The 23,646-nt window shown below is 56.5% G+C and carries 25 protein-coding genes; 15 read left to right on the forward strand and 10 right to left on the reverse strand.

Annotated features, from left to right (window positions below; all coding sequences use genetic code 11):
• Nucleotides 1-17 precede the first annotated feature (17 nt).
• Together ymcF and EPE01S_RS11855 are read left to right on the forward strand one after the other, a co-directional pair.
• Nucleotides 18-161 carry a cold shock small protein YmcF gene (gene ymcF, locus EPE01S_RS24165; protein ID WP_420899360.1) on the forward strand — a complete coding sequence of 48 codons (144 nt, stop codon included), beginning with the start codon at nt 18-20 and terminating at the stop codon, nt 159-161.
• Between the two features lie 87 nt (nt 162-248).
• On the forward strand, nt 249-890 hold the full coding sequence (locus EPE01S_RS11855) for an SMI1/KNR4 family protein (RefSeq protein WP_062745183.1): 642 nt from the start codon (nt 249-251) through the stop codon (nt 888-890).
• 2 nt (nt 891-892) lie between these two features.
• Here EPE01S_RS11855 and EPE01S_RS23455 read toward each other — a convergent pair whose 3' ends face one another.
• The gene (locus tag EPE01S_RS23455; protein ID WP_137268681.1) at nt 893-991 is read right to left on the reverse strand and encodes a YoaK family small membrane protein; all 99 of its coding nucleotides are present in this window, start codon (nt 989-991) and stop codon (nt 893-895) included.
• A gap of 166 nt (nt 992-1,157) precedes the next feature.
• On the opposite strand from EPE01S_RS23455, the gene EPE01S_RS11860 reads away from it, so the two are divergent.
• Nucleotides 1,158-2,183, forward strand: coding sequence for a LacI family DNA-binding transcriptional regulator (locus EPE01S_RS11860; RefSeq protein WP_062745186.1), 1,026 nt, complete (start codon nt 1,158-1,160; stop codon nt 2,181-2,183).
• Here the strand turns inward: EPE01S_RS11860 and EPE01S_RS11865 are convergent.
• From EPE01S_RS11865 to EPE01S_RS11885, 5 genes are all read right to left on the reverse strand, one after another.
• The gene (locus EPE01S_RS11865; protein ID WP_062745189.1) at nt 2,180-3,034 is read right to left on the reverse strand and encodes an alpha/beta hydrolase; all 855 of its coding nucleotides are present in this window, start codon (nt 3,032-3,034) and stop codon (nt 2,180-2,182) included. The genes EPE01S_RS11860 and EPE01S_RS11865 overlap by 4 nt on opposite strands.
• Nucleotides 3,031-3,471, reverse strand: a complete 441-nt coding sequence (locus tag EPE01S_RS11870) for an ApeP family dehydratase (RefSeq protein ID WP_137268679.1) — start codon at nt 3,469-3,471, stop codon at nt 3,031-3,033. The genes EPE01S_RS11865 and EPE01S_RS11870 overlap by 4 nt, the downstream gene beginning before the upstream one ends.
• Before the next feature lie 27 nt (nt 3,472-3,498).
• Nucleotides 3,499-3,756, reverse strand: coding sequence for a phosphopantetheine-binding protein (locus EPE01S_RS11875; RefSeq protein WP_062745192.1), 258 nt, complete (start codon nt 3,754-3,756; stop codon nt 3,499-3,501).
• Between the two features lie 103 nt (nt 3,757-3,859).
• Nucleotides 3,860-5,371 carry a phytoene desaturase family protein gene (locus EPE01S_RS11880; RefSeq protein ID WP_062745194.1) on the reverse strand — a complete coding sequence of 504 codons (1,512 nt, stop codon included), beginning with the start codon at nt 5,369-5,371 and terminating at the stop codon, nt 3,860-3,862.
• Nucleotides 5,372-5,373: 2 nt separating this feature from the next.
• Nucleotides 5,374-6,591: a beta-ketoacyl-[acyl-carrier-protein] synthase family protein gene (locus EPE01S_RS11885; protein ID WP_062745197.1), complete on the reverse strand. Its 1,218-nt coding sequence runs from the start codon at nt 6,589-6,591 to the stop codon at nt 5,374-5,376.
• A gap of 366 nt (nt 6,592-6,957) precedes the next feature.
• Here EPE01S_RS11885 and fabG point away from each other — a divergent pair, with 366 nt between their 5' ends.
• Entirely contained in the window at nt 6,958-7,716 is a 759-nt protein-coding gene (gene fabG / locus EPE01S_RS11890; protein WP_062745199.1) for a 3-oxoacyl-ACP reductase FabG, read from the forward strand.
• Here the strand turns inward: fabG and EPE01S_RS11895 are convergent.
• Together EPE01S_RS11895 and EPE01S_RS11900 are read right to left on the reverse strand one after the other, a co-directional pair.
• Entirely contained in the window at nt 7,702-8,202 is a 501-nt protein-coding gene (locus EPE01S_RS11895) for an acyl-CoA thioesterase (RefSeq protein ID WP_062745201.1), read from the reverse strand. The two genes, fabG and EPE01S_RS11895, sit on opposite strands and share 15 nt — an antisense overlap.
• Nucleotides 8,180-8,581, reverse strand: coding sequence for an ApeI family dehydratase (locus EPE01S_RS11900; RefSeq protein WP_157076012.1), 402 nt, complete (start codon nt 8,579-8,581; stop codon nt 8,180-8,182). The genes EPE01S_RS11895 and EPE01S_RS11900 overlap by 23 nt, the downstream gene beginning before the upstream one ends.
• A gap of 490 nt (nt 8,582-9,071) precedes the next feature.
• Between EPE01S_RS11900 and EPE01S_RS11905 the strand changes: the two genes are divergently transcribed.
• The 3 genes from EPE01S_RS11905 to EPE01S_RS11915 all read left to right on the forward strand — a co-directional run bounded on the left by EPE01S_RS11905 (nt 9,072) and on the right by EPE01S_RS11915 (nt 12,930).
• Complete coding sequence (locus EPE01S_RS11905) at nt 9,072-9,797, forward strand: gluconate 2-dehydrogenase subunit 3 family protein (protein WP_062745205.1); 726 nt, start codon at nt 9,072-9,074, stop codon at nt 9,795-9,797.
• A 102-nt stretch (nt 9,798-9,899) separates the two neighbouring features.
• Complete coding sequence (locus tag EPE01S_RS11910; RefSeq protein WP_062745206.1) at nt 9,900-11,669, forward strand: GMC family oxidoreductase; 1,770 nt, start codon at nt 9,900-9,902, stop codon at nt 11,667-11,669.
• 13 nt (nt 11,670-11,682) lie between these two features.
• Complete coding sequence (locus EPE01S_RS11915) at nt 11,683-12,930, forward strand: c-type cytochrome (protein ID WP_157076013.1); 1,248 nt, start codon at nt 11,683-11,685, stop codon at nt 12,928-12,930.
• Between the two features lie 136 nt (nt 12,931-13,066).
• Here the strand turns inward: EPE01S_RS11915 and EPE01S_RS11920 are convergent, their stop codons facing one another.
• Nucleotides 13,067-13,246 carry a GDFGVC terminal motif YodC-like protein gene (locus tag EPE01S_RS11920; protein ID WP_062745212.1) on the reverse strand — a complete coding sequence of 60 codons (180 nt, stop codon included), beginning with the start codon at nt 13,244-13,246 and terminating at the stop codon, nt 13,067-13,069.
• 129 nt (nt 13,247-13,375) lie between these two features.
• Here EPE01S_RS11920 and EPE01S_RS11925 point away from each other — a divergent pair, with 129 nt between their 5' ends.
• From EPE01S_RS11925 to EPE01S_RS11960, 8 genes are all read left to right on the forward strand, one after another.
• The gene (locus tag EPE01S_RS11925) at nt 13,376-13,807 is read left to right on the forward strand and encodes an OsmC family protein (protein WP_062745214.1); all 432 of its coding nucleotides are present in this window, start codon (nt 13,376-13,378) and stop codon (nt 13,805-13,807) included.
• Between the two features lie 167 nt (nt 13,808-13,974).
• Nucleotides 13,975-14,391, forward strand: coding sequence for an RcnB family protein (locus tag EPE01S_RS11930; protein WP_062745216.1), 417 nt, complete (start codon nt 13,975-13,977; stop codon nt 14,389-14,391).
• Between the two features lie 204 nt (nt 14,392-14,595).
• Entirely contained in the window at nt 14,596-15,498 is a 903-nt protein-coding gene (locus EPE01S_RS11935) for a homocysteine S-methyltransferase family protein (protein WP_062745219.1), read from the forward strand.
• Between the two features lie 60 nt (nt 15,499-15,558).
• Nucleotides 15,559-17,103 (forward strand): ABC transporter substrate-binding protein, encoded by a 1,545-nt coding sequence (locus EPE01S_RS11940; protein WP_062745223.1) that lies wholly within the window; start codon nt 15,559-15,561, stop codon nt 17,101-17,103.
• Between the two features lie 6 nt (nt 17,104-17,109).
• Nucleotides 17,110-18,099, forward strand: coding sequence for an ABC transporter permease (locus EPE01S_RS11945; protein ID WP_062745227.1), 990 nt, complete (start codon nt 17,110-17,112; stop codon nt 18,097-18,099).
• A gap of 70 nt (nt 18,100-18,169) precedes the next feature.
• The gene (locus EPE01S_RS11950) at nt 18,170-18,979 is read left to right on the forward strand and encodes an ABC transporter permease (RefSeq protein WP_062745384.1); all 810 of its coding nucleotides are present in this window, start codon (nt 18,170-18,172) and stop codon (nt 18,977-18,979) included.
• A gap of 3 nt (nt 18,980-18,982) precedes the next feature.
• Nucleotides 18,983-20,569: an ABC transporter ATP-binding protein gene (locus tag EPE01S_RS11955; protein ID WP_062745229.1), complete on the forward strand. Its 1,587-nt coding sequence runs from the start codon at nt 18,983-18,985 to the stop codon at nt 20,567-20,569.
• Between the two features lie 125 nt (nt 20,570-20,694).
• Nucleotides 20,695-22,350 carry a methyl-accepting chemotaxis protein gene (locus EPE01S_RS11960; protein ID WP_062745232.1) on the forward strand — a complete coding sequence of 552 codons (1,656 nt, stop codon included), beginning with the start codon at nt 20,695-20,697 and terminating at the stop codon, nt 22,348-22,350.
• Nucleotides 22,351-22,495: 145 nt separating this feature from the next.
• Here EPE01S_RS11960 and EPE01S_RS11965 read toward each other — a convergent pair whose 3' ends face one another.
• Nucleotides 22,496-23,638, reverse strand: coding sequence for an iron-containing alcohol dehydrogenase (locus EPE01S_RS11965; protein WP_062745386.1), 1,143 nt, complete (start codon nt 23,636-23,638; stop codon nt 22,496-22,498).
• Between the last annotated feature and the right edge of the window lie 8 nt (nt 23,639-23,646).

Here is a 23,646-nt window from a genome sequence, read left to right on the forward strand (position 1 = left end):
GGTCTATTATTCAAAACATTAAATATCAGTGCCCGTCTTGTCACGGCTGCCAGTTCCGCTTTTCGCCATTCAGTATCACCGCTAAAAATCCCCATGGTGCCAACTGCATTTTCTGTAAAGCCCAGATGGTTTGTCGTCCCGCGACCACAGCACAAAACTAAACCCGTCGAGCGTTTTCCCCAGGCCTGTTGTTGATGTTAACCTTAGCGACTTATCCCCGTTAACCGTCAATATCCCAGGGCCGTATGATGACCACCTCAACTGAAAAACTTCTTTCCCTCTGTAGTGACAGCCTGGCTGCCGCCGCCCCGCAGGATATGCCCATCATTACGACGGCAGATCCCGCGCTGGTCGAAGAACTTCGCCAACTGCTGGCCGTGAAAAACGGCTGCTATGGTTTTGTCTCTGCCCTGCATATTTTCCCGTGGCAGGCGGTGGAAAATGAACCCGGCCTGCAGCAGTGGAACCAGCCTGAGCTGTGGATAGAGGCTTTCCAGGATCTGGCGCGTGACGCGCTTTTCTTTGCAGAAGATATCTTTGGCGTGCAGTTCTGCCTGCGGCAGGGCGGCGTGTTCAGCTTCGAACCGGAAACCGGCGAGTTTAGCTGGATGGCCGAAAGCCTTGAGCACTGGAGTGCCCTGATTCTGGAAGACTATTCCGTATTAACCGGTTATCCGCTGGCGCAGGACTGGCAGGATCAGCACGGTGCACTGCCTGCGGGTTACCGTCTGCTGCCGAAAATCCCGTTTATTCTGGGCGGGGAATTTGTGCCGGATAACCTTCACGCGGTGCGCAGTGTGGATGGCATGCGCACCCGTGCGCTGTTTGCCGTGCAGATGCGCGACCGGCCGGACGGCTCACAGGTCGCTTTTGATCCCTCCGCGTCCTGATCTCAGCTACCCGGCATCGCCGCGCCAGAGGCAATAAACCACACCAGAAAGGCCATCGCGGCAATAAAAATCAGGGTAGGGGCAATCGCTCTTTTATTCATCGCATTTCACACTCAGTGGGGTAAGGGAAAGCGGGAAGCCAGCTTTCCGTGCGCCGCTGAGTGTACCATATTCCTCGTGCTGCCCGACACGGCCACCGATCCCTGTTTCACCGCAGGGTTTTATGCCAAAATGATAGCGCAAACATTTTAGCCGTCGGGGGAGCAGATGCAAAATTGTGATGAGGGACGTGAGGCGGCTGTCAGTAAAAATCCCACGCTGGAGGATGTTGCGCGCGTAGCCGGGTTCTCTCCGATGACCGTCAGCCGGGCGATTAACAAGCCGCAGGTGGTGCGGCCGGCGACAGTGGCCCGGGTGATGGAGGCCATTCAGGCGACGGGCTACATTCCCAATATGCTGGCGGGGGGACTGGCTTCAAAGCGCAGCCGTCTGATCGCGGTGGTGGTGCCGCAGATTAATAACAGCATGTTTGTCGATACGGTACAGGCTATCAGCGATCGCCTGGCGCAGCGCGGCTATCACATGTTGCTGTGCGTCACCGGCTACTCCTCTGATAACGAGGCCTCCATCGTGGCCACTATTCTTTCGCGACGTCCCGATGGCATGGTGCTGACCGGTATTCACCACAGCCCCGAGTTGAGAAAAACTATTCTGAACACTGGCCTGCCGGTCGTAGAGATCTGGGATCTGACGCCGACGCCACTGGATATGCTGGTGGGCTTCTCTCATGAGAAGATCGGCACGCAACTGGGACACTACTGCCTGCAAAAAGGCTATCTCAATCTTGGACTGGTTTGGGCGGGCGATCGGCGTGCGCTGCAGCGGCGTAAAGGGCTCTCTGATGTGATGCAGGGCCAGCCGGGTTGCCGCATACGCGGCGTCAATGCGCCGGTACCCACCTCACTTGATGCCGGCCGGCAGGGCATGCGCCAGTTGCTGGCCCGGGGTGAACGGTTTGACGCCATTCTCTGCAGCTCAGATACCCTGGCGCAGGGGGTGATCATGGAAGCGGAGGCGTGCGGGCTTCCCGTCCCCGCGAAGCTGGCGGTCATTGGTTTTGGTGACCTTGCCTTCGCGGCAGCGAACCGGCCGTCGATCACCACGATAGCGATTGATCGGGTAAAAATGGGGGAGGACGCAGCCACCCTGCTGGCGGATAAAATTGAAGGCCAGCGCCCGCAGGAGCCGGTCGTTGACCTTGGTTTTCAGCTTATTGTGCGGAACTCGGGCTAGTGGTTATCTGGTGGAATGCTTTTTCGGGCACACTTTGCCAGTGCGTTGCGCTCCGCTTTATTCAACTGCCGATGAAAGAAGCGAGCGGTGGCATCGGCGACCTGATGACGCTCCTGATCGACAGTGACCAGATGGTAACTCTGCTCCAGCTGTAGCAAAACGGTTTCACCGGCATAATGACGCTGTACATAGTGAGAGTTGCTGATATCCGACAGGTCGTCCTCACGGCCGTGGACCAGCAGCGCGGGTACTTTTACCTGTGGCATCACTTTTTTGGCTGCGCCGGCAATACGCAGCAGTTCGCGTAATATGACGCCGGGGGTATTGGTGTGCCCGGCGGCTGAACTGTCGCCGCTCTCCAGTTTGAGCAGAATTCGCTCGCGCAATTCCTCGTTTTTAATCCCATAGGGAAACGCCTCCCTGAAGTGATAGTGGTTGCGAAACAGCGGAATCGACAGCAGCACGGGCAGCATGAAAGAGAACGATGAAACCGCCCAGCCGTTACATTTCAGCGTGATAGCGTAGAGCGCCAGCCCGCGCAGGTCGTGAAACTGGTGAGCCAGTAAAATAGCCATTGCCGCACCAACCGAAAGCCCGCCAGCAAATACCTGATATCCTTCTGCTCTCAGTCGCTGATACTCAGCAGCGATGGCGGCCATCCACTGGTGTCGATCGCTGCTGAGGAGTGCATGGATATCGCGACAGTGACCCGGCAGTAGAGGAATTGAAACCGTAAAGCCATAACGACGTAAACGCAGTGCGACTGAGTCCATCTCTTTTGGTGTCCCGGTCAGACCGTGGATCAGCAGAACGGCAATGCTGCTTCCCTGATGAAAAATCGCGTTGTTCATGGCGTGACCTGCCCCCCTGGTTTTTCTGCCTGATAGAAGACTTTCAGTTCGCCGCTGGCCAACAGGCATTCATTGCAGTCGATATGGAAATTCAGCAGGCTGATGCCTGCGATCTCCCCGCTGATGAAGACGTAAATCATCAGTGTCTGATTCACCGTAGCGTCTTCAAACACCTGAAAGTGACTGACGCCGCCAAGTAGCGCAGTGACATTGGTTTGTTCCTCACCGGCTATGCCTTTCAGACCACAGGCCGCCTGAGCGGCCAGTTCAATAAATCCGCTGCGGTCGAGAGTGGTGTTGTTATTCAGCAACCGGTGCTGCGGATGCAGCGTGACGCAGGCGATGACCTTCTGTGAGGTTGCATCCAGCAGGGTATCAATACAGCACATCCCTCCACGATGCGGGACTACCTCTCTGGCAGGCAGGGGAAATTTCATACTGCTTGTCTCGCTTGTCGGGGCCACTCAGGCCGCCTGTGCTTCAATGGTTCTGAGAATGAAATTCTGCAATTCACCCAGGGTTTGAATCGTCACCAGTTCGGTATTTTTACCGATTTTAATGGCGAACATCTTCTCAAAACTGACCACCATATCTACCGCATCCAGGCTGTCCATTCCGAGGTCTTCATACAGCCTGGCCTCCGGGATCAGATCACTTTTTTCCAGTTCAAAATCCTCAATCAGGACCTGATTGATTTTTTCTTTCAGTAGCGCTTTATCCATTTAAGTATTCCTCATAGTGATGCTGGATTGGGTGTTATCTCATACGTAATGCGTATTGACGTGCTTCGCCGGCGTGGCGATAACCGGTGGCTTGCCGGGCTCGCTAACGGCATAAACTCACGCCACGGAGCAGGTTCTGATGCCCAAGCAGGTATCCACAGGCCAGGAAAGAGGAAATGACAGCACCGAGCACCCCCGGTCCGGTTACCGCTTGTCCGGCAAGATACAACCCCGGCAGACGTGTGGTAGGTGACGGATTAAACTGCGTCATATCATGAGCAGCCCCATACATACCGGTATGGGGGGTATGCAGATATTTCTGCAGGGTTACAGGTGTGGCACCGTCGATCACGCGCAGCGAATCGAGTTCAGGCAGGGCCTGACGCAGTGACCGGGTCAGCTCAGACAGACGACGTTTTTTAAGCGCCCGATAGGCTGCCGGGCGTTTGCCTTCGCCGGTACCGTAGAAGGAACGATATTCACTGTCACCGCAGGGAATGACCGCCACATAATCCGCGGTCTGATGCGCTCTGCTGCGGTTGAGCACCGACGGACCCGGCATCACATAGAACGGCCCCTCATCCCCGCGATGCTGCGGCATAAATGCCTGTTCAAATGGACGGTCGTGACGGCAGTAAAGCAGATTTTTTTTGTCCAGCAGGGGCGGTGACTGTTGACGATCGCCACTCAGATACAACAGGTGCGCAGATATCCCGTCGTATAAGTTATTCAGGCGATGGCAGGCTGCCGGGCGTAGCGCATTTTCCGGTAACATATCAGGCAGATAATGCGGATGTCCGGTATAGATTACTGCTGAGCTGGCGATTGACTCACCGTTACTTAACTCAACGTGACACAGTGCGCCATCAGGACGGCAGTGTATTTTCCTGACGCTGTGGCCGCAGTGCAGCGTCACGTTCTCCTCTTTCATCCGTTGTTCAAAGGCTTGTACCAGCGAGGATCCGCCCCGGGAGAAGGTACGTACCCCGTTAAAATGGCTGCCGGCGACGCGGGCATGTTGCAGAAAAGAGACACTATCCGGACTCACGCCATGATACAAACAGGGCACTGCCAGAATGGTTTGCAGGTAATGATTTTGCGTAAAACCGGCAATGAAATCTTTCAGCGAGACATGCCACTGTGGATTATTGTTGGGCTGGTGAGTGAGCGAACCCTGCAGTGAGTGAAATGACGAGGTATTGTAGGCGCGCCGGACTTCCGCCATATAGCCACAGATACCGGCCTTTTCTGCCGGAAAATCAGCGCACATGCCGGCGACCATGGCATCAAATCCCACTGGCAGAAAATACTGGCGGCCATCAGAAAAGCGCACGGTTTCAAAGTGATTCTGATCAAAGTCGACACATTGCAGGTGCTGTAACCCAAGATAACGCAGGTAAGCGCTCAGAATACCGTCTGCTGACAGCTCTCCGACGAAGTGAACGCCGCTGTCAAAATAGACGCGGCTCTTCAGAAAACCGCGCATCGTTACACCCACCTGCCGGGCGCGTTCCACTAACGAAACCTGATAACCATGCATGGCCAGCAGGAGTGCAGAAGCCATGCCGGAAGCACCCGCACCAATCACCACAGCGGTAGGTTGAGTCTTTTTCATGGTCAGAAACCTATCACCAGACTGGCATTGGTGCCGCCAAACCCGGCAGCGTTGCACAGTGCATGGTGAACAGGCTGCTGGCGCGTTTCGGTAATCACATCCAGCTGCTCTGAGGCTTCATCCGGCCCGTCAAAGTTGATATTTGCTGCCATAAACCCCTGGCTGGCCATCAGGCAACTGTATACGACCTGTGCGGCACCACTCATCCACAGCTCATGCCCGGTCATGGATTTAGTCGAGGACACCGGAACCCCTTTCGGTCCGAAAATATGAAGAATATTAGCGGCTTCCATGCTGTCTCCCACCGGCGTCGAGGTGGCGTGTGCGCAAATATAGGAGATGTCACGTGGCTGCAGGCGGGCGTTGTTCAGCGCCATACTCATGGCACGACCCAGGCCGGTGGGGCTGGGGGCGACAATATTTTCACCGTCTGAGGAGAAACCGTAACCGAGGACTTCCCCCCAGATCGGCGCATTGCGCTTACGGGCGAGATCATAACGCTCCAGTACCAGCGCAGCGGCCCCTCCGCCCGGCACCAGCCCGTCACGGCTTTTGGCAAAGGGACGGCTGGCCGCCTGAGGGGTGGCCATACGCGTGGAAAAGGCACCAAGCCCGTCAAAGCTACACATGGATTGCCAGTTAATTTCCTGTGCTCCGCCACATATGACGCGATCCTGACGTCCCAGCATGATCATATCCGCGGCCTGACCTATTGCATGCCCGCTACTGGCGCATGCTCCGCTAATGGTCCAGCTGGCGCCCTGGGTGCCTAAAATTGCGTTAAGGTTCATGGTGATGGTGGAGGTCATCGAACGGAATACCAGCCCGCTGCCAAGTCTGGTGGTGCTGAGCGTCTCCCTGAGACGGTCGGTCTGCTCAATAGCGGCTAACGTGCTGGAATCACAGCCAAAAATTAAGCCAGTGCGATCGTTGTGAATATCCTGAAGCGCCAGGCCTGAATCGGCCAGGGCACACATTGCCGCCTCGGCCGCCCATTCGGCAAAGAGAGGCAAAGACTTCCGTTGTTTTCTACTGAGCGGATGCTGCCAGGTAAACTCCCTGATGGCTGAGGTCAGGGAAGAGAGAAAGCCCATTTCTGTGCGCAGCGGATCGTTAATAATGCCGGAACGCCCTTTAAATAAGGCGTCGGTCACTTCCTCCGTTGATGTACCGATACTGGAGATAATACCTAAACCTGTAATTGCAACCCGATGTAACATAATGACCCTTAATTTATTTATTTCACGTTTTGATGCCGTCAACGTCTTATATGTGGCATCTGTTGATTATTTTTTTGGGGAGCCTTGTCTGTTTGCTGGGATGATAATCCGTCAGTGATTTTTATTTGTGATAAATAAAGGGTTGGGTTTATTTTATTTTTCTTAGGATCTTTTTGCATTTACTGTTATTCGTTTTTATTTTTGATTGTGGGTGCTTATTTTATTTCTGTTTTTATCAGGTGGATTTACCTGTTGAAACAGGTGTGTTGTTTCTTATGAAATAGTGTAATTGTTTATCAATGCGATCATTAAAATGAATAATTTAAGGTAGTTTATCGTCGTGGTTTAATAAAAGGAGATAAGAGAATGGAGAGGTGTGCAATATTACCGGTCCGGGACGGGGAAATAGCACTGGTCACCGGCGCCAGTAAAGGGATTGGTGCAGCAATAGCGCGCCGGCTGGCGAGCGAAGGTTTTATACTGTGGGTGAATTATCTCTGCGATCGTGCTGCCGCCGAACATGTTCAGGCCGATATTCAGGCGGCAGGGGGGCAGTGTCTGCTGTTACCGTTCGATGTCGCCGATCACGCCCAGTGTCAGGAGGTGCTGGTACCGTTAATCGAACAGGGTCAGGTGCCTTCTGTGCTGGTAAATAATGCAGGTTTTGCCAGAGACAGCCTGCTGGCTATGATGCCGGAAGAAGACTGGCAGCGAGTACTGGCTGTTCATCTGGGCGGTTTCTTTAACGTCACCTCACCGATTGTGGCGGCGATGCTGCGGAAAAAACGCGGGCGCATCATCACTATTGCTTCCACCTCTGGAGAGACGGGTGTTGCCGGCCAGGTGAACTACTCGGCAGCGAAGGCCGGGCTTATCGGTGCCACCCGTTCACTTGCCGTCGAACTGGGGCGGCGCAATATTCTGGTCAATGCGGTGACCCCGGGATTTATCGCAACAGAAATGATCGCCGGGCTACCGATGGATAATCTTGTTGCCAGCATCCCGCTGCGTCGCACCGGGCAGCCCGAAGAGGTGGCTTCTGTCGTCAGTTTCCTGGCGTCTGATGATGCCAGTTACATCACCGGGCAGGTGATTGGCGTTAACGGGGGGTTATTTACCGGCTGATAAGGTCTGCAATAATCCACTCTTCCAGCGCTGGCAAAATGCGGCATAAAAGGCGGGTTGTTCGACGAAATACATCCCGCCTGGCAGCGTAAACATCTGTACGGTGTAGCCACGAGCCACCATTTTATGGTGCGGTACGCTGAATATCTGATAAGACATATTCATGCGTGCTGCTTCACACCAGTGCAGTCGGGCAATGATCCGGCAGCGTTCAGCGAAAGCCAGCGGTGAATGATAGTCCACGAACATCTGTTTGACCGGCGCGGGGGTGCGTTCACGACACAGCGTGGAGTATCCTATGCCAAAGTGTTCGCCCAGCGCGACACGAGCATCCTCAAAATAGCTGGCATAATGCCCATGCCAGACCACATGAATCGAGTCTACTTCATCAAAACGGCTAACGCGCTCTACCGCAAATTCCAGCGGATAAGGACAGGGCGAACCATCAAGGCACGGCTTGTTTTTAAACCAGGGATAACGCTTCATGCTTGTTCCTTTGCGGCTGCAATGAAAATGTTAAAAGGGAACAGATCTGATTATTTGCGCTAACCTCAGCCTGGAAATGATGACTGCCTGACTGGTGTACCTTTACCGTTATTTTTTCGTGCGGTTTTATGGAACAAATAAATTTACAGCGCTTAATGTGCTGAATGACGTCGCTGCCCCCCTGAATGGCGGTGAAGCGAGCCAGCGAGATTTGCACAACCCCGGGTAATAACGGATTACCGGGAAAATGCCCCTCGAAGCCACTAAATTCATACGGGAAAGAAAAATAACCTGTAATCTCCTGCTTTTCCTGAGAGGACACGAGAATAGAAAACGGCTGAATAATATAGCGGGGGAATTCATCAAATATACCTGGCATCGGCATCTCACAAAATGACCTGTTGAAGCTCTCGATGCTACTGAATGCCTGCAGGGGATATTTTGCGTGAAATGGGATCGGGACAGATCGCTGCCAGTAAAAGCAGCTTTTCCCTGACATGAGCATGAAAGGTCAAGGCTGAAATCCTGTCATTCGCTCATCCTTAAACAAGAATTCTTTAACTTTATTACCATGCGTGATTATATTTTTTGCAATTTAATTATGCCTGTATTGCACGCGACCTGCATTCCGTCTGGATAAAATTTCCGCTAAATGCGCCACTTTAATCCCTGCAGTTCATGATGGCATTGTTATGAAATGTTAGGGCAAACACCTGATCTTAACTTTAAATATTAATACTTCAATTTTTACATTTTGACATCTTTGTATGGTTAAGATTGCGGCAATGTAAACAGATAAAAACAGTTCTTTAACCTTAATGACATCCGCTGCGCGGATGCCATTTTCTGAGTGTGTGAGAGTCGTAAAAATGCTCCTTCAAAAAGAAACCACCCGCCGTAAGTTCTTACTCGGGTCGCTGTTGGCATTGCCGTTGGGTGAGATGGTCTTTAAGGGACTGACTGCCGCCCAGGCTGCCGAAATGGCCGCCCCGGAACTGGCAGACTACCAGCCGATCTTCTTCAGCAGTGATGAATGGCAGTTTATTCTGGCCGCTTGTGACAGCCTGATCCCCGCCGGAGGGAAAGGCAAAGCTCCGGGGGCACTGGAAACGAATGTGCCGATTTTTATCGACCAGCAGATGCATACCGATCTGGGTGATGAGATCTATATGAAAGGGCCGTTTAATCCCCAGGCACCGGCCACCATGGGTTACCAGATCCCCTTCCGTCCGCAGCAAATCTACAAGACCGGCATCAAACTGACTCATCAGTGGTGCCTGCAGCACCATCAGAAGCCTTTCCATCAGCTTAACCAGCAGGATAAAGACAGCGTCCTGACCCAGCTGCAAAAAAACGATATCCACTTCGCCGACCTCGGTGAGCCTGACCTGAAAGCCTCCCAGTTCTTCAGCGGTCTGCTTTCCGATGCCAAACATGGCTATCTCTCTGACCCGATGTACGGCGGCAATAAAGGGATGAAAGCCTGGATCGCCATTGGCTTCCCCGGCGCACGGGCCAGCTATCTGGAATGGGTGAAACAGCACAACATCCCGTATCCCTTAGGCCCGGTCAGCATTAAGGGCGAACGCGCCTGAGTTTGCTGAGTGTCTGTCCGTTTTTTTGTCAATGACACCCCACGACTTCGCGCTGCCGCTAAGACGCCTGCACGCGAACGATAAGGGTTGATAGGGTTAAATATGTCTCAAATTAATAAAGAAGAAGTCGACGTTGTTGTTGTCGGCCTGGGATGGGCTGGCTCGCTGATGAGTATTGAGCTGGCGATGGCCGGGCTGAAAGTCCGCGCGCTGGAGCGCGGTGCCGATCGGGGTTACGAAGAGTTCGCCTACCCGAAACCGGCGGATGAATATGCCTATGCGGTGCGTAACAAAGTGATGGCCACCCCGGCCGAAGCGGCGGTGACCGTGCGTTACAACATGAGCCAGACCGCACTGCCGACCCGTAAATGGGGCGCATTCTGCCCGGGTAACGGTGTGGGCGGTTCCGGACTGCACTGGACGGCGGTGCTGATCCGTCCAACGCCAACCGATCTCAAGTTGAAAACTTACGCTGACCAGGCCTACGGCGCGGGTGTGCTGCAGGACGACATGCGCATTATGGACTTCCCGTTCAGTTGGGAAGAGATCGAACCCTATTACGAGAAGTTTGAGATGATCTGCGGGCAGTCCGGCCTGACCGGCAACCTGCGCGGCCAGATCCTCGAAGGTGGCGATCCGTTTGAGGGGCCGCGCGCGAATCCGTTCCCGCTGCCTCCGCTGGACGATACGCTGAATAATACGATGTTTGTAAAGGCGGCGAAAAAGCTGGGTTATCACCCGTTCCCGAACCCGTCAGCCTGTGTATCCCGTGCCTGGACTAACCCGTACGGCAACCAGATTGCCCCCTGCAACTACTGCGGCTACTGCAGTAAGTATCCCTGCCTGAATTATTCCAAAGCCTCACCACAGACGGCGGTTATGGATGCCCTGAAGCGGATGGATAACTTCTCCTATGAAGTCCACGCCAACGTGATGAAAGTGGTGCTGCACGAGGATAAGAAAACCGCGAAAGGGGTTATCTACATCGACAAAGATGGCAACGAGTGCTTCCAGCCGGCGAAAATCGTCATTCTGAGCAGCTTCCAGTTCTGCAACGTGCGCCTGATGCTGCTGTCTGGCATTGGTAAGCCCTATAACCCGATCACGGAAGACGGGGTGATTGGCCGCAACTACGCTTTCCTCAGCAACGGTGGCGCCACGCTGTTCTTTAAAGATAAAAACTTTAACCCGTTTGCTACCGCCGGGGCGACCGGACAGATGTTTAACGATATCTCGCCGGGCAACTTTGACGGCCCGGGGCTGGGCTTTATTGGTGGTGCCAAGATCCACAGTTCACAGGCCACCGGGACGCCGATCAGCACCGCGCTGCCGAAAGGCACCCCTGCCTGGGGAACGGGCTGGAAAGAGGGGATGGAAGAGTGGTACGGCCATTCAATGAAGATCAGCATTACCACCACCTGCATGTCGTATCGTGATATTTATCTCGATCTTGATCCGAACTACACCGATGACTATGGCTACCCGCTGCTGCGCATGACTTTCGACTGGAAACAGAACGAACTGAAATTACAGCAACACCTGAAAGGCATCGTCAGCGATATTACCAAAGAGCTGAATCCGGACAGTTACAGTGAAAGTTTCCTGCCCATGGATGCCCACTTTGACCTGACCAAATACGTGTCAACCCACAACGTCGGTGGCGCGGTGATGGGTGACAATCCGCAGACCTCGGCGCTGAATAAATATCTGCAAAGCTGGGATGTACATAACGTCTTTGTGCCGGGCGGCAACGCCTTCCCGCAGAACTTCCAGGCGAACCCGACCGATACCATCGGTGCCATTACCCTGATGGCCGCGCAGGCGATCAAAGAGATCTACCTGAAAAACCCCGGCCCGATGGTGCAGGCATAAGGAGATGACGATGATGAACTTTAAACGGTTGCTGGTTGCCAACGCCGTGCTGCTGGCGGGGGCGTTTGCTGCGTCAGCACAGGCTGACGACAGCCTGGTGAAGCAGGGGGAATATATTTCGCGCCTGGGCGACTGCGGTGCCTGCCATACGGTGCCGGGTAAACCGGCATTCTCCGGTGGGCTGGCGATCGAATCCAGTCTGGGCACGATTTACTCCACAAATATTACCCCGGATAAACAGCACGGTATTGGTGACTATACCGAGCAGCAGTTCTCCGATGCGGTGCGTAAAGGCGTGCTGCCGGATGGTACCCGCCTGTACCCGGCCATGCCGTACCCGGATTACGCTAAAATCTCCGATGCGGATATGCACGCGCTGTACGCCTATTTTATGCAGGGCGTAAAGCCCAGCGCCGAACAGCCACCGGAAACGGATCTCAGTTTCCCGTTCAGCCAGCGCTGGGGTATGCGTTTCTGGAACTGGGCTTTTGCCAGTGATAAGCCGTTCCAGCCGATTGGTGGTGCTACGGCAGAGGTGAATCGCGGGGCTTACCTGGTGGAAAGCCTGGGCCACTGTGGCAGTTGCCACACGCCGCGCGGTATCGGTATGAATGAGAAAGCACTCGACAGCAGCGACAGCACGTTCCTCTCCGGCGGCAATCTGAATGGCTGGGAAGTTCCGTCGCTGCGGGGCCTGCCAAAATGGACCGAACAGGAAACCGTGGATTATCTGGCTACCGGGCGTAATGACAAAGCCGCGGTAGGCGGGGAGATGACCTCGGTGATTGAGCACAGCACGTCGTGGATGACGGAAGCGGATTTGAAAGCAATCGCGGCTTACCTGAAGTTTACCGGCGGCCAGCCGGCGGTGCCGTCCTCAGACCGGACGGTGAGTGCCACCGAAGCGAAGCTGACGGCGGCAAAAAACCTGACCACCGGCGAGCGTCTCTATCTGGATAACTGTGGGGCCTGCCACTTCGTCACCGGAAAGGGCGCGCCGCGTATCTTCCCGGAGCTGGACCAGGGCACACTCGTTAATGCCGGTGATCCGACTGGCCTGATCCACACCATTCTCGCCGGGGCGCAGCAGCCCTCTACGGCTAAAGCGCCGTCCACATTGGTGATGCCGGGCTTCGCCAGCCGTCTGAGCGATGAGGAGGTGGCGCAGCTGGCGACCTTTATTCGTCAGGGCTGGAGTAACAAGGCGGATGCGGTGAGCGCAGGACAGGTGAAAGAGGTGAGGGAGAGTCTGAAGAAATAGCCCGTACCGGTTATTTTATTGCACGCTCTTTTGAAAACAGATGCGGTTTACCCCGCGATACGCCGCGGGTCATTGTTCTGGCTATTCATCAGCGGGCGACCTTGTCACGGTCGCCCCTTTTGATTAATGAACGATCTCAGCAGACGCCGAAATCGCCCTCTTCATGATAAAGATTGACCGAATCAGCGGCTACCGCGACCTCTTTTTTCTCCGCATCATTCACCCTGGCGCAATACAATGTTGAGCCATCGACGCGCAGCACCTGCATTTTGGGGCCGCCGGTTTTGGACTGTACAAAATCATCTGGTTTAAACATGGTCTTCTCCTGACAGGGGGACTGACAGTGTCTGTCAGCCTGGAATATTCTGCAAGTTAGCGATTTCTCCGCAGTCTCTGGCACGGTGTCTATACTGGTAGCTGATGTTAAATAACCGGAGGATAAACAATGACCATTCATAAGAAAGGACAGGCGCACTGGGAAGGCAATATCAAGCAGGGTAAAGGCACCATCTCAACCGAGAGTGGGGCACTCAGCCAGCAGCCTTATGGTTTTAACACGCGCTTTGAAGGCAAAGCCGGTACCAACCCGGAAGAACTGATTGGGGCGGCGCATGCTGCCTGTTTCTCCATGGCGCTCTCGCTGATGCTGGGCGATGCCGGCCATACGGCGGAAAGCATTGATACCACTGCCGATGTGTCACTGGATAAGGTAGATGGCGGATTTGCCATCACCAAAGTGGCCCTGCAAAGTAAGGTGAAACTTCCGGGCATTGAGAAAGCCGCGTTTGATACCATCATTCAGCAGGCGAAAGCCGGTTGCCCGGTGTCAAAACTGCTCAGTGCTGAGATCACCCTCGACTACCAGCTGGAAAACTAAGCCTGACCGGGCGGGCTCAGCGGGCAGGGTAAGGATTGCGTTAAGATAGTGAAAAAAAAGCGCTAACCGGCGGGTTTTAGGAGTTCGTGAGATAGGGAAGTGTTGCAGTATCCCCGATATTTGTTGTGCGGCAGTGAGCAGGCCGTGAGCAACCCGAGGATATCAATATGAAAAAAACAACACTGACTTTACTGATTAGCCTTTTCACAGCAAGCACTCTTTTTTCCACCCTCTCCTTTGCTGATGGCCCGGGTCGCGGGCCTGATCCCCAGTGGCAGCAGGATCGCGGACAGGATCACCGCGGTCACGCTGACCGTCATGACGATCGTGACGATCGCCGTCACGGTGGCCCGCAGGAGCGCGATCATTTTGCCTGGAACGGGCATGACTTCCGTCGTGGACACCCGGCCCCGGAACGCTTCCGTGGAGACGATTATCGCGTGGATGACTGGCGCGATCGCGGGCTGTATGAACCGCCCCACGGCGCGCACTGGGCCTATGTTGATGGCAACTACGTGCTGATTGCCGCCGCGACGGGGGTGATCACCGCGATCCTGTTGGGCAATTTATCAGGTCTCCATTAATGCACTCCCGCCGGTGGCATCCCGCCACCGGCAAGCTGCCTTACCCTGTTTCTTTCTGAGCGCAGTTCCCCCAACCTATCGTCTGCAATGATTATCCTCTGCCAATATTAACTATCCCGCATTTCGCCTTATAGACGTCTGGACATGTAGCCATCGATTTGTGTAGCATGGAGCAATTAGACAAATCTGAACAGGAACAGGCCAATGACGCAGCATATTAAGATCCTCGATGGCGGAATGGGGCGCGAACTGGCCCGTGTGGGAGCGCCCTTCCGTCAGCCTGAATGGTCAGCGCTGGCCCTGTATGAGGCACCCGAACGCGTGCGGGAAGTCCATGACAGCTATGTGGCTGCCGGCGCTGGCACGCTCACTACCAACAGTTATGCCGTCGTGCCTTTCCATATTGGTGACGAACGCTTTGCCGCGGATGGCCAGCGCCTGGCCGCGCTGGCGGGACAGCTGGCGCGGCAGGCGGCCGATGCTGCTGCCCACCCGGTTCAGGTCGCGGGTAGCCTGCCACCGGCTCTGGGCTCTTACCGCCCCGACCTGTTTGAAGCCGGACGCGCGCTGGAGATCCACCGCGTGCTGGTGGAGGCTCAGACCCCGTATGTGGATGTCTGGCTGGGGGAAACCATCAGCTCCATTGCAGAAGCCGACGCCATACAGCAGGCCGTGGCGGGCCAGCCTCAGCCTCTGTGGCTGTCATTTAGCTTACATGATGACCCTGATCATCCCCGGCCTGCCAGCACCCTGCGATCCGGGGAAAGCATTGACGCTGCCGTGTCCAGCGCGGTGGCGTTAGGGGCTGCCAACATTCTGTTTAACTGCAGTCACCCTGAAGTGATGCTGTCAGCAATAGAGCAGGCGACAGCAACCCTGCAGCGTCTGGGATCGTCTGCGGGGATTGGGGTGTATGCGAATGCGTTTGAGCATGGCAGTAACGGCGGCGGCGCGAACGAAGGCCTGAGTGGTTTGCGCAAAGATACGCATCCGGAAGGTTATCTGCACTGGGCGCAGGAGTGGGTGGCTGCCGGGGCGACGCTGGTTGGCGGCTGCTGCGGTATTGGCCCGGAGCATATTCAACGTCTGGCATCAGCACTGAAGTAAACACTCGATCTTCTACCGCGTTGGCGGAAAACAACAATAAAAATCAGGAAACACAACATCATGAATCGTCGCGACTTTATCAAAACTACCGGGGCTCTCTCTGTCGCCGCAGCCTGTTCCAGCCTGCCGCTGCACTCTCTCTGGGCGGCGGAAACTGTGCCCGCGACGCCAAAAAAAGGCGGCCACCTGATTGTGGGCATGGATAACGGATCCAGTACCGACCGTCTTGACCCGGCGTTCTGGTTTGAATCCTATATGTACTTTGTCGGCTCCCAGTTGTTCAACTGCCTGGCTGAAGTCGATGAAAACGGAAAAATCACCCCATCTCTGGCCGAGCGTTGGGAGACCAGCGACGGCAGCAGAACCTGGGTGCTGACGATTCGCCAGGGCGTACAGTTTCATGATGGTCGCAGCCTGACGGCAAAAGATGTGGTCTATTCGCTCAATCATCATCGCGATGAAAAATCCAGCTCCTCAGTGAAAGGCTATCTGGAACCGGTGGTATCCCTGGAAGCCACGGCACCCCATCAGGTGACGATTAAGCTGAAAGAGCCGAACGTCGAATTTATTGCGCTGCTGAGTGATGTCCACTTTGCCATCACTGCGGAGAATGAGAGTTTTGATAAAGGGATCGGCACCGGGGCATTTATTCTGGAAAGCTTTAAGCCCGGCGTGCGTGCCCTGGTGAAGCGCAACCCGAACCACTGGAACCCGGCCCGTGGGCACGTGGATTCGGTTGAAACGCTGGCGATGAGTGACTCCACGGCGCGTGTTGCGGCCCTTGCCAGCGGCTCTGCACATCTGATTAACCGTGTGAATCCGCGTATTGTTGACCGCCTGAAAAATATGCCGTCCATCCGGCTGCTGCGCTCGCGCGACAGCCAGATTTTCACCTTCCCGGGCCTGGCAACCGCGGCACCGTTTAACTCCCTGGACGGTCGTCTGGCGCTGAAATATGCCATCGATCGCGAACAGATGATCAAAACTGTGCTCGGCGGTTACGGTACGGTGGCAAACGATAACCCGATCTTCCCCTCCAGCCCGTACTTTGCCAACGATATTCCACAGCGTCCTTACGATCCGGAAAAAGCCAAATATCACTGGCAGAAAACCGGCTTCAGTGGCCCTCTGGTGTTATCTGTCGCTGAAGCGGGCTTCCCGGGGGCTGTGGATGCCGGACAGCTCTATCAGAATTCCGCTGAGCGGGCGGGCATCCCACTGAAGGTCGAACGCGTGCCGGACGATGCGTTCTGGGATAATGTCTGGATGAAAAAGCCGTTTGTCTCGTCCAACTGGTCGCTGCGCCCGACGGCAGATGCGCTCCTGTCGCTGGTCTTCACCAGTAATGCCCCATGGAATGAGTCACAGTGGAAGGAGCCGGCGTTTGACCAGTTGGTCACAGCCGCACGCGGCGAACAGGACGAGCAGAAACGCCGCCAGATCTACCACGATATCCAGGTGATGCTGGTGGAGAAGGGCAGCGAAATTATCCCGCTGTATGCTGATGCACTGGATGCAGCCAGCAGTAAAATTCAGGGCTTTGTGGCCATTCCGGGCTTTACCATGAGCGGTAACCGCGCGGCAGAAAAAGTGTGGTTTGCATAAGCGCTGATGAGTGAACTCCGTGAACGTCGGGGGAAGGGCCACTTTCCCCTGTTAAAACTGACCGGCCAGCGTCTGCTGGCGGGCGTGGTGATGCTGTGGCTGGTGTCGATACTGATTTTCGCCGGTATTCAACTGCTGCCGGGCAATGCGGCGACGGCCATCCTTGGCCAGTCCGCGACGCCGCAGGCGGTGGCGGCACTGAATCAGCAACTGGGGCTGGATCAGCCGGCGGTAAGCCGCTATCTCAGTTGGCTGGGCGGGGTACTGCGCGGCGATTTCGGCCACAGTTTTACCAGCCGGGAAGCAATAGCGCCGGTGCTGCTGGACCGTCTGGCCAATACGCTGTCGCTGGCCTTTTTCACCGCCATCGTCGCGGTGCCGCTGGCACTGACGATTGGCTTTGTCTCGGCGCGCTATCAGGGAAGCTGGATTGACCGTCTGCTGAACCTGTTTACCCGCGCGGCGGTGTCGCTGCCGGAATTCTTTTCGGGGTATCTGCTGATCCTGGTTTTCTCCATTACCCTGTTCTGGCTGCCCAGTAACAGCAGCGTTGCCGACGGTATGTCGCCCGGCGACAGGCTGCTGGCGATAGCCCTGCCGTGCATGACGCTGATCTTTGCCATTCTCGGCCATATGAGCAATATGACGCGGGCCGCGCTGGTCAGCGCGCAGAATGCGGCCTATGTCGACACTGCACTGATGAAAGGGCTGTCGCCCTCTGCCATTCTGTTCCGCCATGTCCTGCCCAACGCCTGGGGGCCGATTATCAACGTGATTGTGCTGAATCTCGCCTGGCTGATGGTGGGCGTGGTGATCGTCGAAAACGTCTTTGTTTATCCCGGCCTCGGCCAGTACATGGTGGACAGCATCAGCAAGCGCGATATTCCGGTGATCCAGGACTGTGCACTGCTGCTGGCCGGTATTTATATTCTGCTGAATCTGCTGGCCGACCTGGTCACTCTGCTGGCCAACCCGCGCCTGCGCCACAGCCGCTAACCGATAGCGATGCTTTATCCCCTGCGGGTGCTGAAACAGGCCGGCGGGGTTTTACAAGGAACTGATGTGGATGTTTAGGCTGAAACTTGCTGTGCTTCCCGGTGCCACCGCACTGGTGTTGTTTGTTCTGGTCGCGCTGCTGGCACCGTGGCTGGCTCCCTATGCGCCCGGCGAGGTAGTGGGCAGTGCCTGGAGCGGTGTGACCCCCGAAAACTGGCTGGGTACGGATAATCTCGGGCGCGATCTGCTGTCACGCCTGATCTGGGGGACACGGACCTCACTCAGCGTCAGCGCGGTGGCCACGCTGCTGGCGTTTTCCATCGGCACGTCGCTGGGTTTTCTGGCCGGTTATTACCGGGGCTGGGTTGACCAGCTCATCTCCCGACTCAACGATATTCTGATGGCCATTCCCACGCTGATCCTGGCGCTGGTCGTGCTGGCAATGTTGCCGAAGACCATCCCGGTGATTGTCGCCGTACTGGGAATTCTGGAGTCGACCCGCGTGCTGCGCGTGGCGCGATCCCTGGCGCTGGATATTGCCGCTCAGGAGTTTATTGAAGTTGCCCGCCTGCGCGGTGAGCGCCTTGGCTGGGTACTGTGGCGCGAAATTTTGCCGAATGCCTTTACCACGCTGGTGGCCGAATTTGCCCTGCGCTTTATCTTTATCCTGCTGTTTCTGTCGGCGCTGTCATTCCTCGGGCTGGGCATTCAGCCACCGACCGCCGACTGGGGCGGGCTGGCGCGTGATAATAAAGACGGCATCCTGTTTGGCGTATGGGCGGCCCTGATCCCCGGCGCGGCCATTGCCGTGCTGGCGCTGGCGTTAAACAGCGTTGCAGACTGGCTGTTAAGCCAGCATAGCCGTAGCTGGCAGGAGTAGGATATGAACGAACAACCGCTGTTAAGCGTGGAAAAACTGCGTGTCACCGCCGGTCATGCCGTGCTGGTAGACGATATCTCCTTTACCCTGCGCAAAGGTGAGGTACTGGGACTGATCGGGGAATCTGGGGCCGGCAAGTCGACGATCGGTCAGGCGGTGCTCGGCCACTTTCGTCATGGCATGACCCTGAGCGGCGGGCAGATCCACTTTGCCGGGCAGACGCTCACCGGACTGTCTGAGCGTCAGTGGCGCAGGATCCGCGGGGCTAAAATTGCTTATGTGGCGCAGTCGGCCAGCGCCGCGTTTAACCCGGCGAAAAAAATCGGCGAACAGGTGATTGAAAGTGCCCTCCGCCACCGGGTCTTTAACCGGCAGACCGCTATCCGCCGCGCCGTAGAGATCTTTGCCCAGCTGCAGCTACCGCAGCCGGAGGCCTTTTTCCATCGTTACCCACACCAGGTGTCCGGCGGTCAGCTTCAGCGGGCGATGATCGCGATGGCCATCTGCGCCGGGCCGGAGCTGATTGTTTTTGATGAACCCACCACCGCGCTGGATGTCACCACCCAGCTGGAAGTGCTGAAGGCCATCCAGCAGGTTATCCGGTTAACCGGTGTGGCCGCGCTGTATATCAGCCACGATCTGGCGGTGGTCGCCCAGCTCAGTCAGCGCATTATGGTGCTGCGGCACGGCCGTGAGGTGGAAAGCGGAGAGACGGCGACCCTGCTGGCAGAGCCTGCCGAAGCCTACACCCGCGATCTGTTACACAGCCACGGTGAACCGCATGAGCCACGCAGTGCGACACTGCCGCTGCTCAGCGCGCGCGATATCAGTATCCACTATCACGATGCTCCGGTGATCCAGGCGGTATCGCTGGCGGTCGGGCGCGGGCGCACGCTGGCGCTGATCGGCGAGTCCGGGGCGGGCAAGTCCACGCTTGGCCGGGCGGTCTGCGGGCTGGTGTCCCCGTCTGAGGGCGAGATCACCTTTAACGGCCAGCGATTGCCGCCGCAGTTACGCCAGCGTTCGCGGCAGCAGATGCAGCAGGTGCAGATGATCCATCAGCACCCTGATACGGCGCTGAATCCGCGTCTGACCATCGGGCTGCAGATCGAGCGGGCCATGGTCTGCCTGACGGGACTCTCCGCGCCGCAGCGTGAGGCCAGGGTGACGGAACTGCTGGAAAAAGTCGGACTGTCACCGCTGTTTGCCGGGCGCTATCCGCACGCGCTTTCCGGGGGACAAAAACAGCGCGTCTGCATCGCCCGTGCGCTGGCGGTAGAACCGTCGCTTATCGTCTGCGATGAACCGACCTCGGCCCTCGATCCGCTGGTCGGACGCGACGTGCTGGCACTGCTGAAAAAGTTACAGGCAGAAACCGGGGTGTCGCTGCTGTTTATCACCCACGATCTGCACGTGGTGAGGGCAGTGGCGGATGAGGTCATGGTGCTGCGTCACGGTCGGGTGGTGCGACAGGGACGGCTGGAGCAGGTGTTCACTGACCCGCTGGATAATTACACCGCCCGGCTGCTGCGCTCCGTACCGGAAATGCGGCCAGGCTGGTTAGCGGAGGTCAGCACGCCCGTTACCTGACAGCAGAAAATAAATACGAAAGAAACCGGGAATGGATAAAGTTACGCCGCTGAATGACCGATAACCCTGCTTTGATGGCCGACTCAGATCGGCCAGAACATCTGCACATCTTCAGGGGATTCAGGATGACCATTACCAAAAGGCTGTTCGTCATTTTCACCTTACTGGCGCTGTCGTTAATCGCGCTGTCAGCATATTCCCTCTCGGCATTAAGCGGCTTCCAGTCGCGCTTTGAGTTTGTGCAGGTTAACGCCATTCCCAGCATCAAAGATCTGGATAAAACTATCGGTGCCGCCAGTGAGCTGCGTCTGGCGCTGTATGAGCATCAGAGTGAAAACGACAGCAGCAAACAGCCTGCAGTTGAGACTAAAATTGAGCAGATTATCGGCCAGTTAAAAACCCTGACCGATTACTATCTGGCCAATGATATTTCCAGCGATACGGATCGCGCTATGACGCAGGATGCGCTGAACAGCATTACGCTGATTCAGGCTGCTCTGCCAGAATTTATCACTGCGTCTCGTTCGCATGACGACGCCCGTTCGCTGCCGCTGCTGCAGGGTGAAAGCGGGGTGGGGGCTGCCGTCCGTAAGTTATCAGCAGGCCTGCAGGCTCAGATCCAACTGAATATCGATGCCAGTAATGAGCTGCGTCGGGAGAATACGGAGATCTACGGCAACGTGTTCTGGGGGGTAATGATTTTCTCCGGCACGGCGATTATCGTGCTGGGGCTGCTGGCCATCAAAACCATCTTCAGCGTGCGTAACAGCCTGAACGGTATGCAGAACCTGATGGTGCTGGTCAGCGAGTCGCTTGATCTCAGCAAGCAGGCAGATGCCACGCGCAACGACGAAATTGGTAAAACGGCCGCCGCGTTTAACAGCCTGATGGCCCGCGTCTCCGGCGTGCTGGGGTCGGTAACTTCTTCCGCCCAGTCGGTCAGTTCTGCCTCAACCCAGATTGCTGCGGGTAATGAAGATCTGTCGGCGCGTACTGAAGAGCAGGCGGCCTCTCTGGAGCAGACTTCAGCCAGTATCAGTACCCTTAACGATACGGTGAAACAGAGCGCTGAAAATGCCCGTCAGGCCAGTTCGCTCGCCAGCACCGCTAATGACCTGTCTGTCCACAGCGGTAATGCTGTCGCGGCGATGGTCGGTACAATGGAAAAAATTAAAACCAGCTCCAGCAAAATCTCTGATATCACCGGGCTGATCGAAGGCATCGCCTTCCAGACCAATATTCTGGCACTGAACGCGGCGGTAGAAGCTGCCCGTGCCGGGGAGCAGGGGCGCGGTTTTGCAGTGGTCGCCAGCGAAGTGCGCAACCTGGCGCAGCGCTCGTCCACGGCGGCACGTGAAATCAAAGATCTGATTGCCACCTCGGCGCAGCTGGTGGAAAGCGGTTCGGTGCAGGCAGCAGACGTGGGTGAGAATATGGCGAAAGTGCAGGGGTCAATTCGTCAGGTTGCCGATATTGTCGGGGAAATGGCGGCTGCCACCACGGAACAGAGCCAGGGTATCGAACAGGTGCATCTGGCGATTGGTCAGATGGATACGGTGACCCAGCAGAACGCCGCACTGGTGGAAGAAGCTTCAGCGGCCTCGCAGTCGTTGCAGGAGCAGGCATCCACACTGAATCAGCTGGTATCGGCATTCCGTCTTCAGGCCGACCGCCGCGTTCCGGTGGAGCTGGCAGCGAAGAAAGTTCCGGCCATTGCACCGGCAGCACGGCTGGCAAAACCGGCCGCCGCTGCGGTAGACGATAACTGGAGCTCCTTCTAAACCGGACGGGCTGACCGGCGCAGCAGGAAACACAGGAGGCCGATCGCGGTAGCGGTCCGCCCTTTTGCCTTACCTGCTGACGGTCACTCTGTCTGCCTACTGACGCCGTGGCTGCGGGGTGTTTCAGACCCGCACCACCCGACGTTTATGCTTCCACGCAGAAGGCCTGTTCCAGCAGCCAGCGCTGTTGATCCCTGCTCCAGCTCACCAGGCTGTTCTTGCTGTTAGATCGCGCCAGGATCCAGTCGGTATCTCCGGCGCTCAGGGCGGGGGGCGACTGCCAGAAGGGCATGATCGCATTGGCGGTCAGCCAGCTGGCGAGCCGTAACGCCGGCGAGCCCTCTGGCCGGGAAAACAGCGCAGCATCCAGCTGTTGCATCAGTACGACCTGCTGAGGGTGATCGCTTTCACTCAGCATCTGCAGGAACGGCAGCAGCAGGCGGCCACACACTTCCCCATGATGGTAATCCCGGATAGCACCCAGCTCGCCGGCAATGCCGTGGATCACCCCCAGCCCGGCCATACTCAGGCTCTGGCCACCCAGCCACGACGCCATCATCATCTGTTCCCGCGCCTCATCTCCCGCTGCGTCATCCCGGTTAAAGGCCGCCCAGCCGCGCATAAAGGCCTGCATTCCGCTGATGGCCGTCTGACGGGTAAAGGCATTACCGCTGTTGGAGAGATAGGCTTCGAACAGATGGGTAAAGGCGTCGATCCCGCAGCAGGCCAGCACGCGGTCAGAGGCCCCGCGCAGCAGATCCGGGTCGAGCACGGCCACCGGCGGTACGAAGTTCGCATGACGCAGCGAAGCCTTCACATTCAGTGTGGTTTTATCGGTGATCACCGCATTTTGCGTGACCTCGCTACCGGTTCCGGCGGTGGTCGGGACGGCAATCAGCGGCAGCGTGGCCCCGCTGACGGCGGTATCGCCCACTTTTTCCAGATAGCGCAGGGTTGGCAGCGGATGCTGACTCAGGGCGGCCACAGCTTTTGCTGCGTCCAGTACGCTTCCGCCACCAATGGCCAGCACCCGCGCGGCCTTGCCCCGCCAGCGGGCTACCCAGGCGTCAATCTCGTCCGGGGAGGCTTCATGGCTGACCCGCTCAATGCCACACAGCAGCGGCTCCAGCTCGGCCTTCATCTGCTGCCAGGCACTGCCGTTAAGAAACGACTGCCCGCAAAACAGCACGGTTGGCAGCGCCGGATCCTTCAGCAGGGGGATCAGCTGTTGCACGCTCCCACGGCCAAAAAAGGTGTGTCGGTTGGTAATCAGTTGACGGATGGACATCAGCAGAA

This window comes from Erwinia persicina NBRC 102418 (assembly GCF_001571305.1).
Taxonomy (GTDB): domain Bacteria; phylum Pseudomonadota; class Gammaproteobacteria; order Enterobacterales; family Enterobacteriaceae; genus Erwinia; species Erwinia persicina.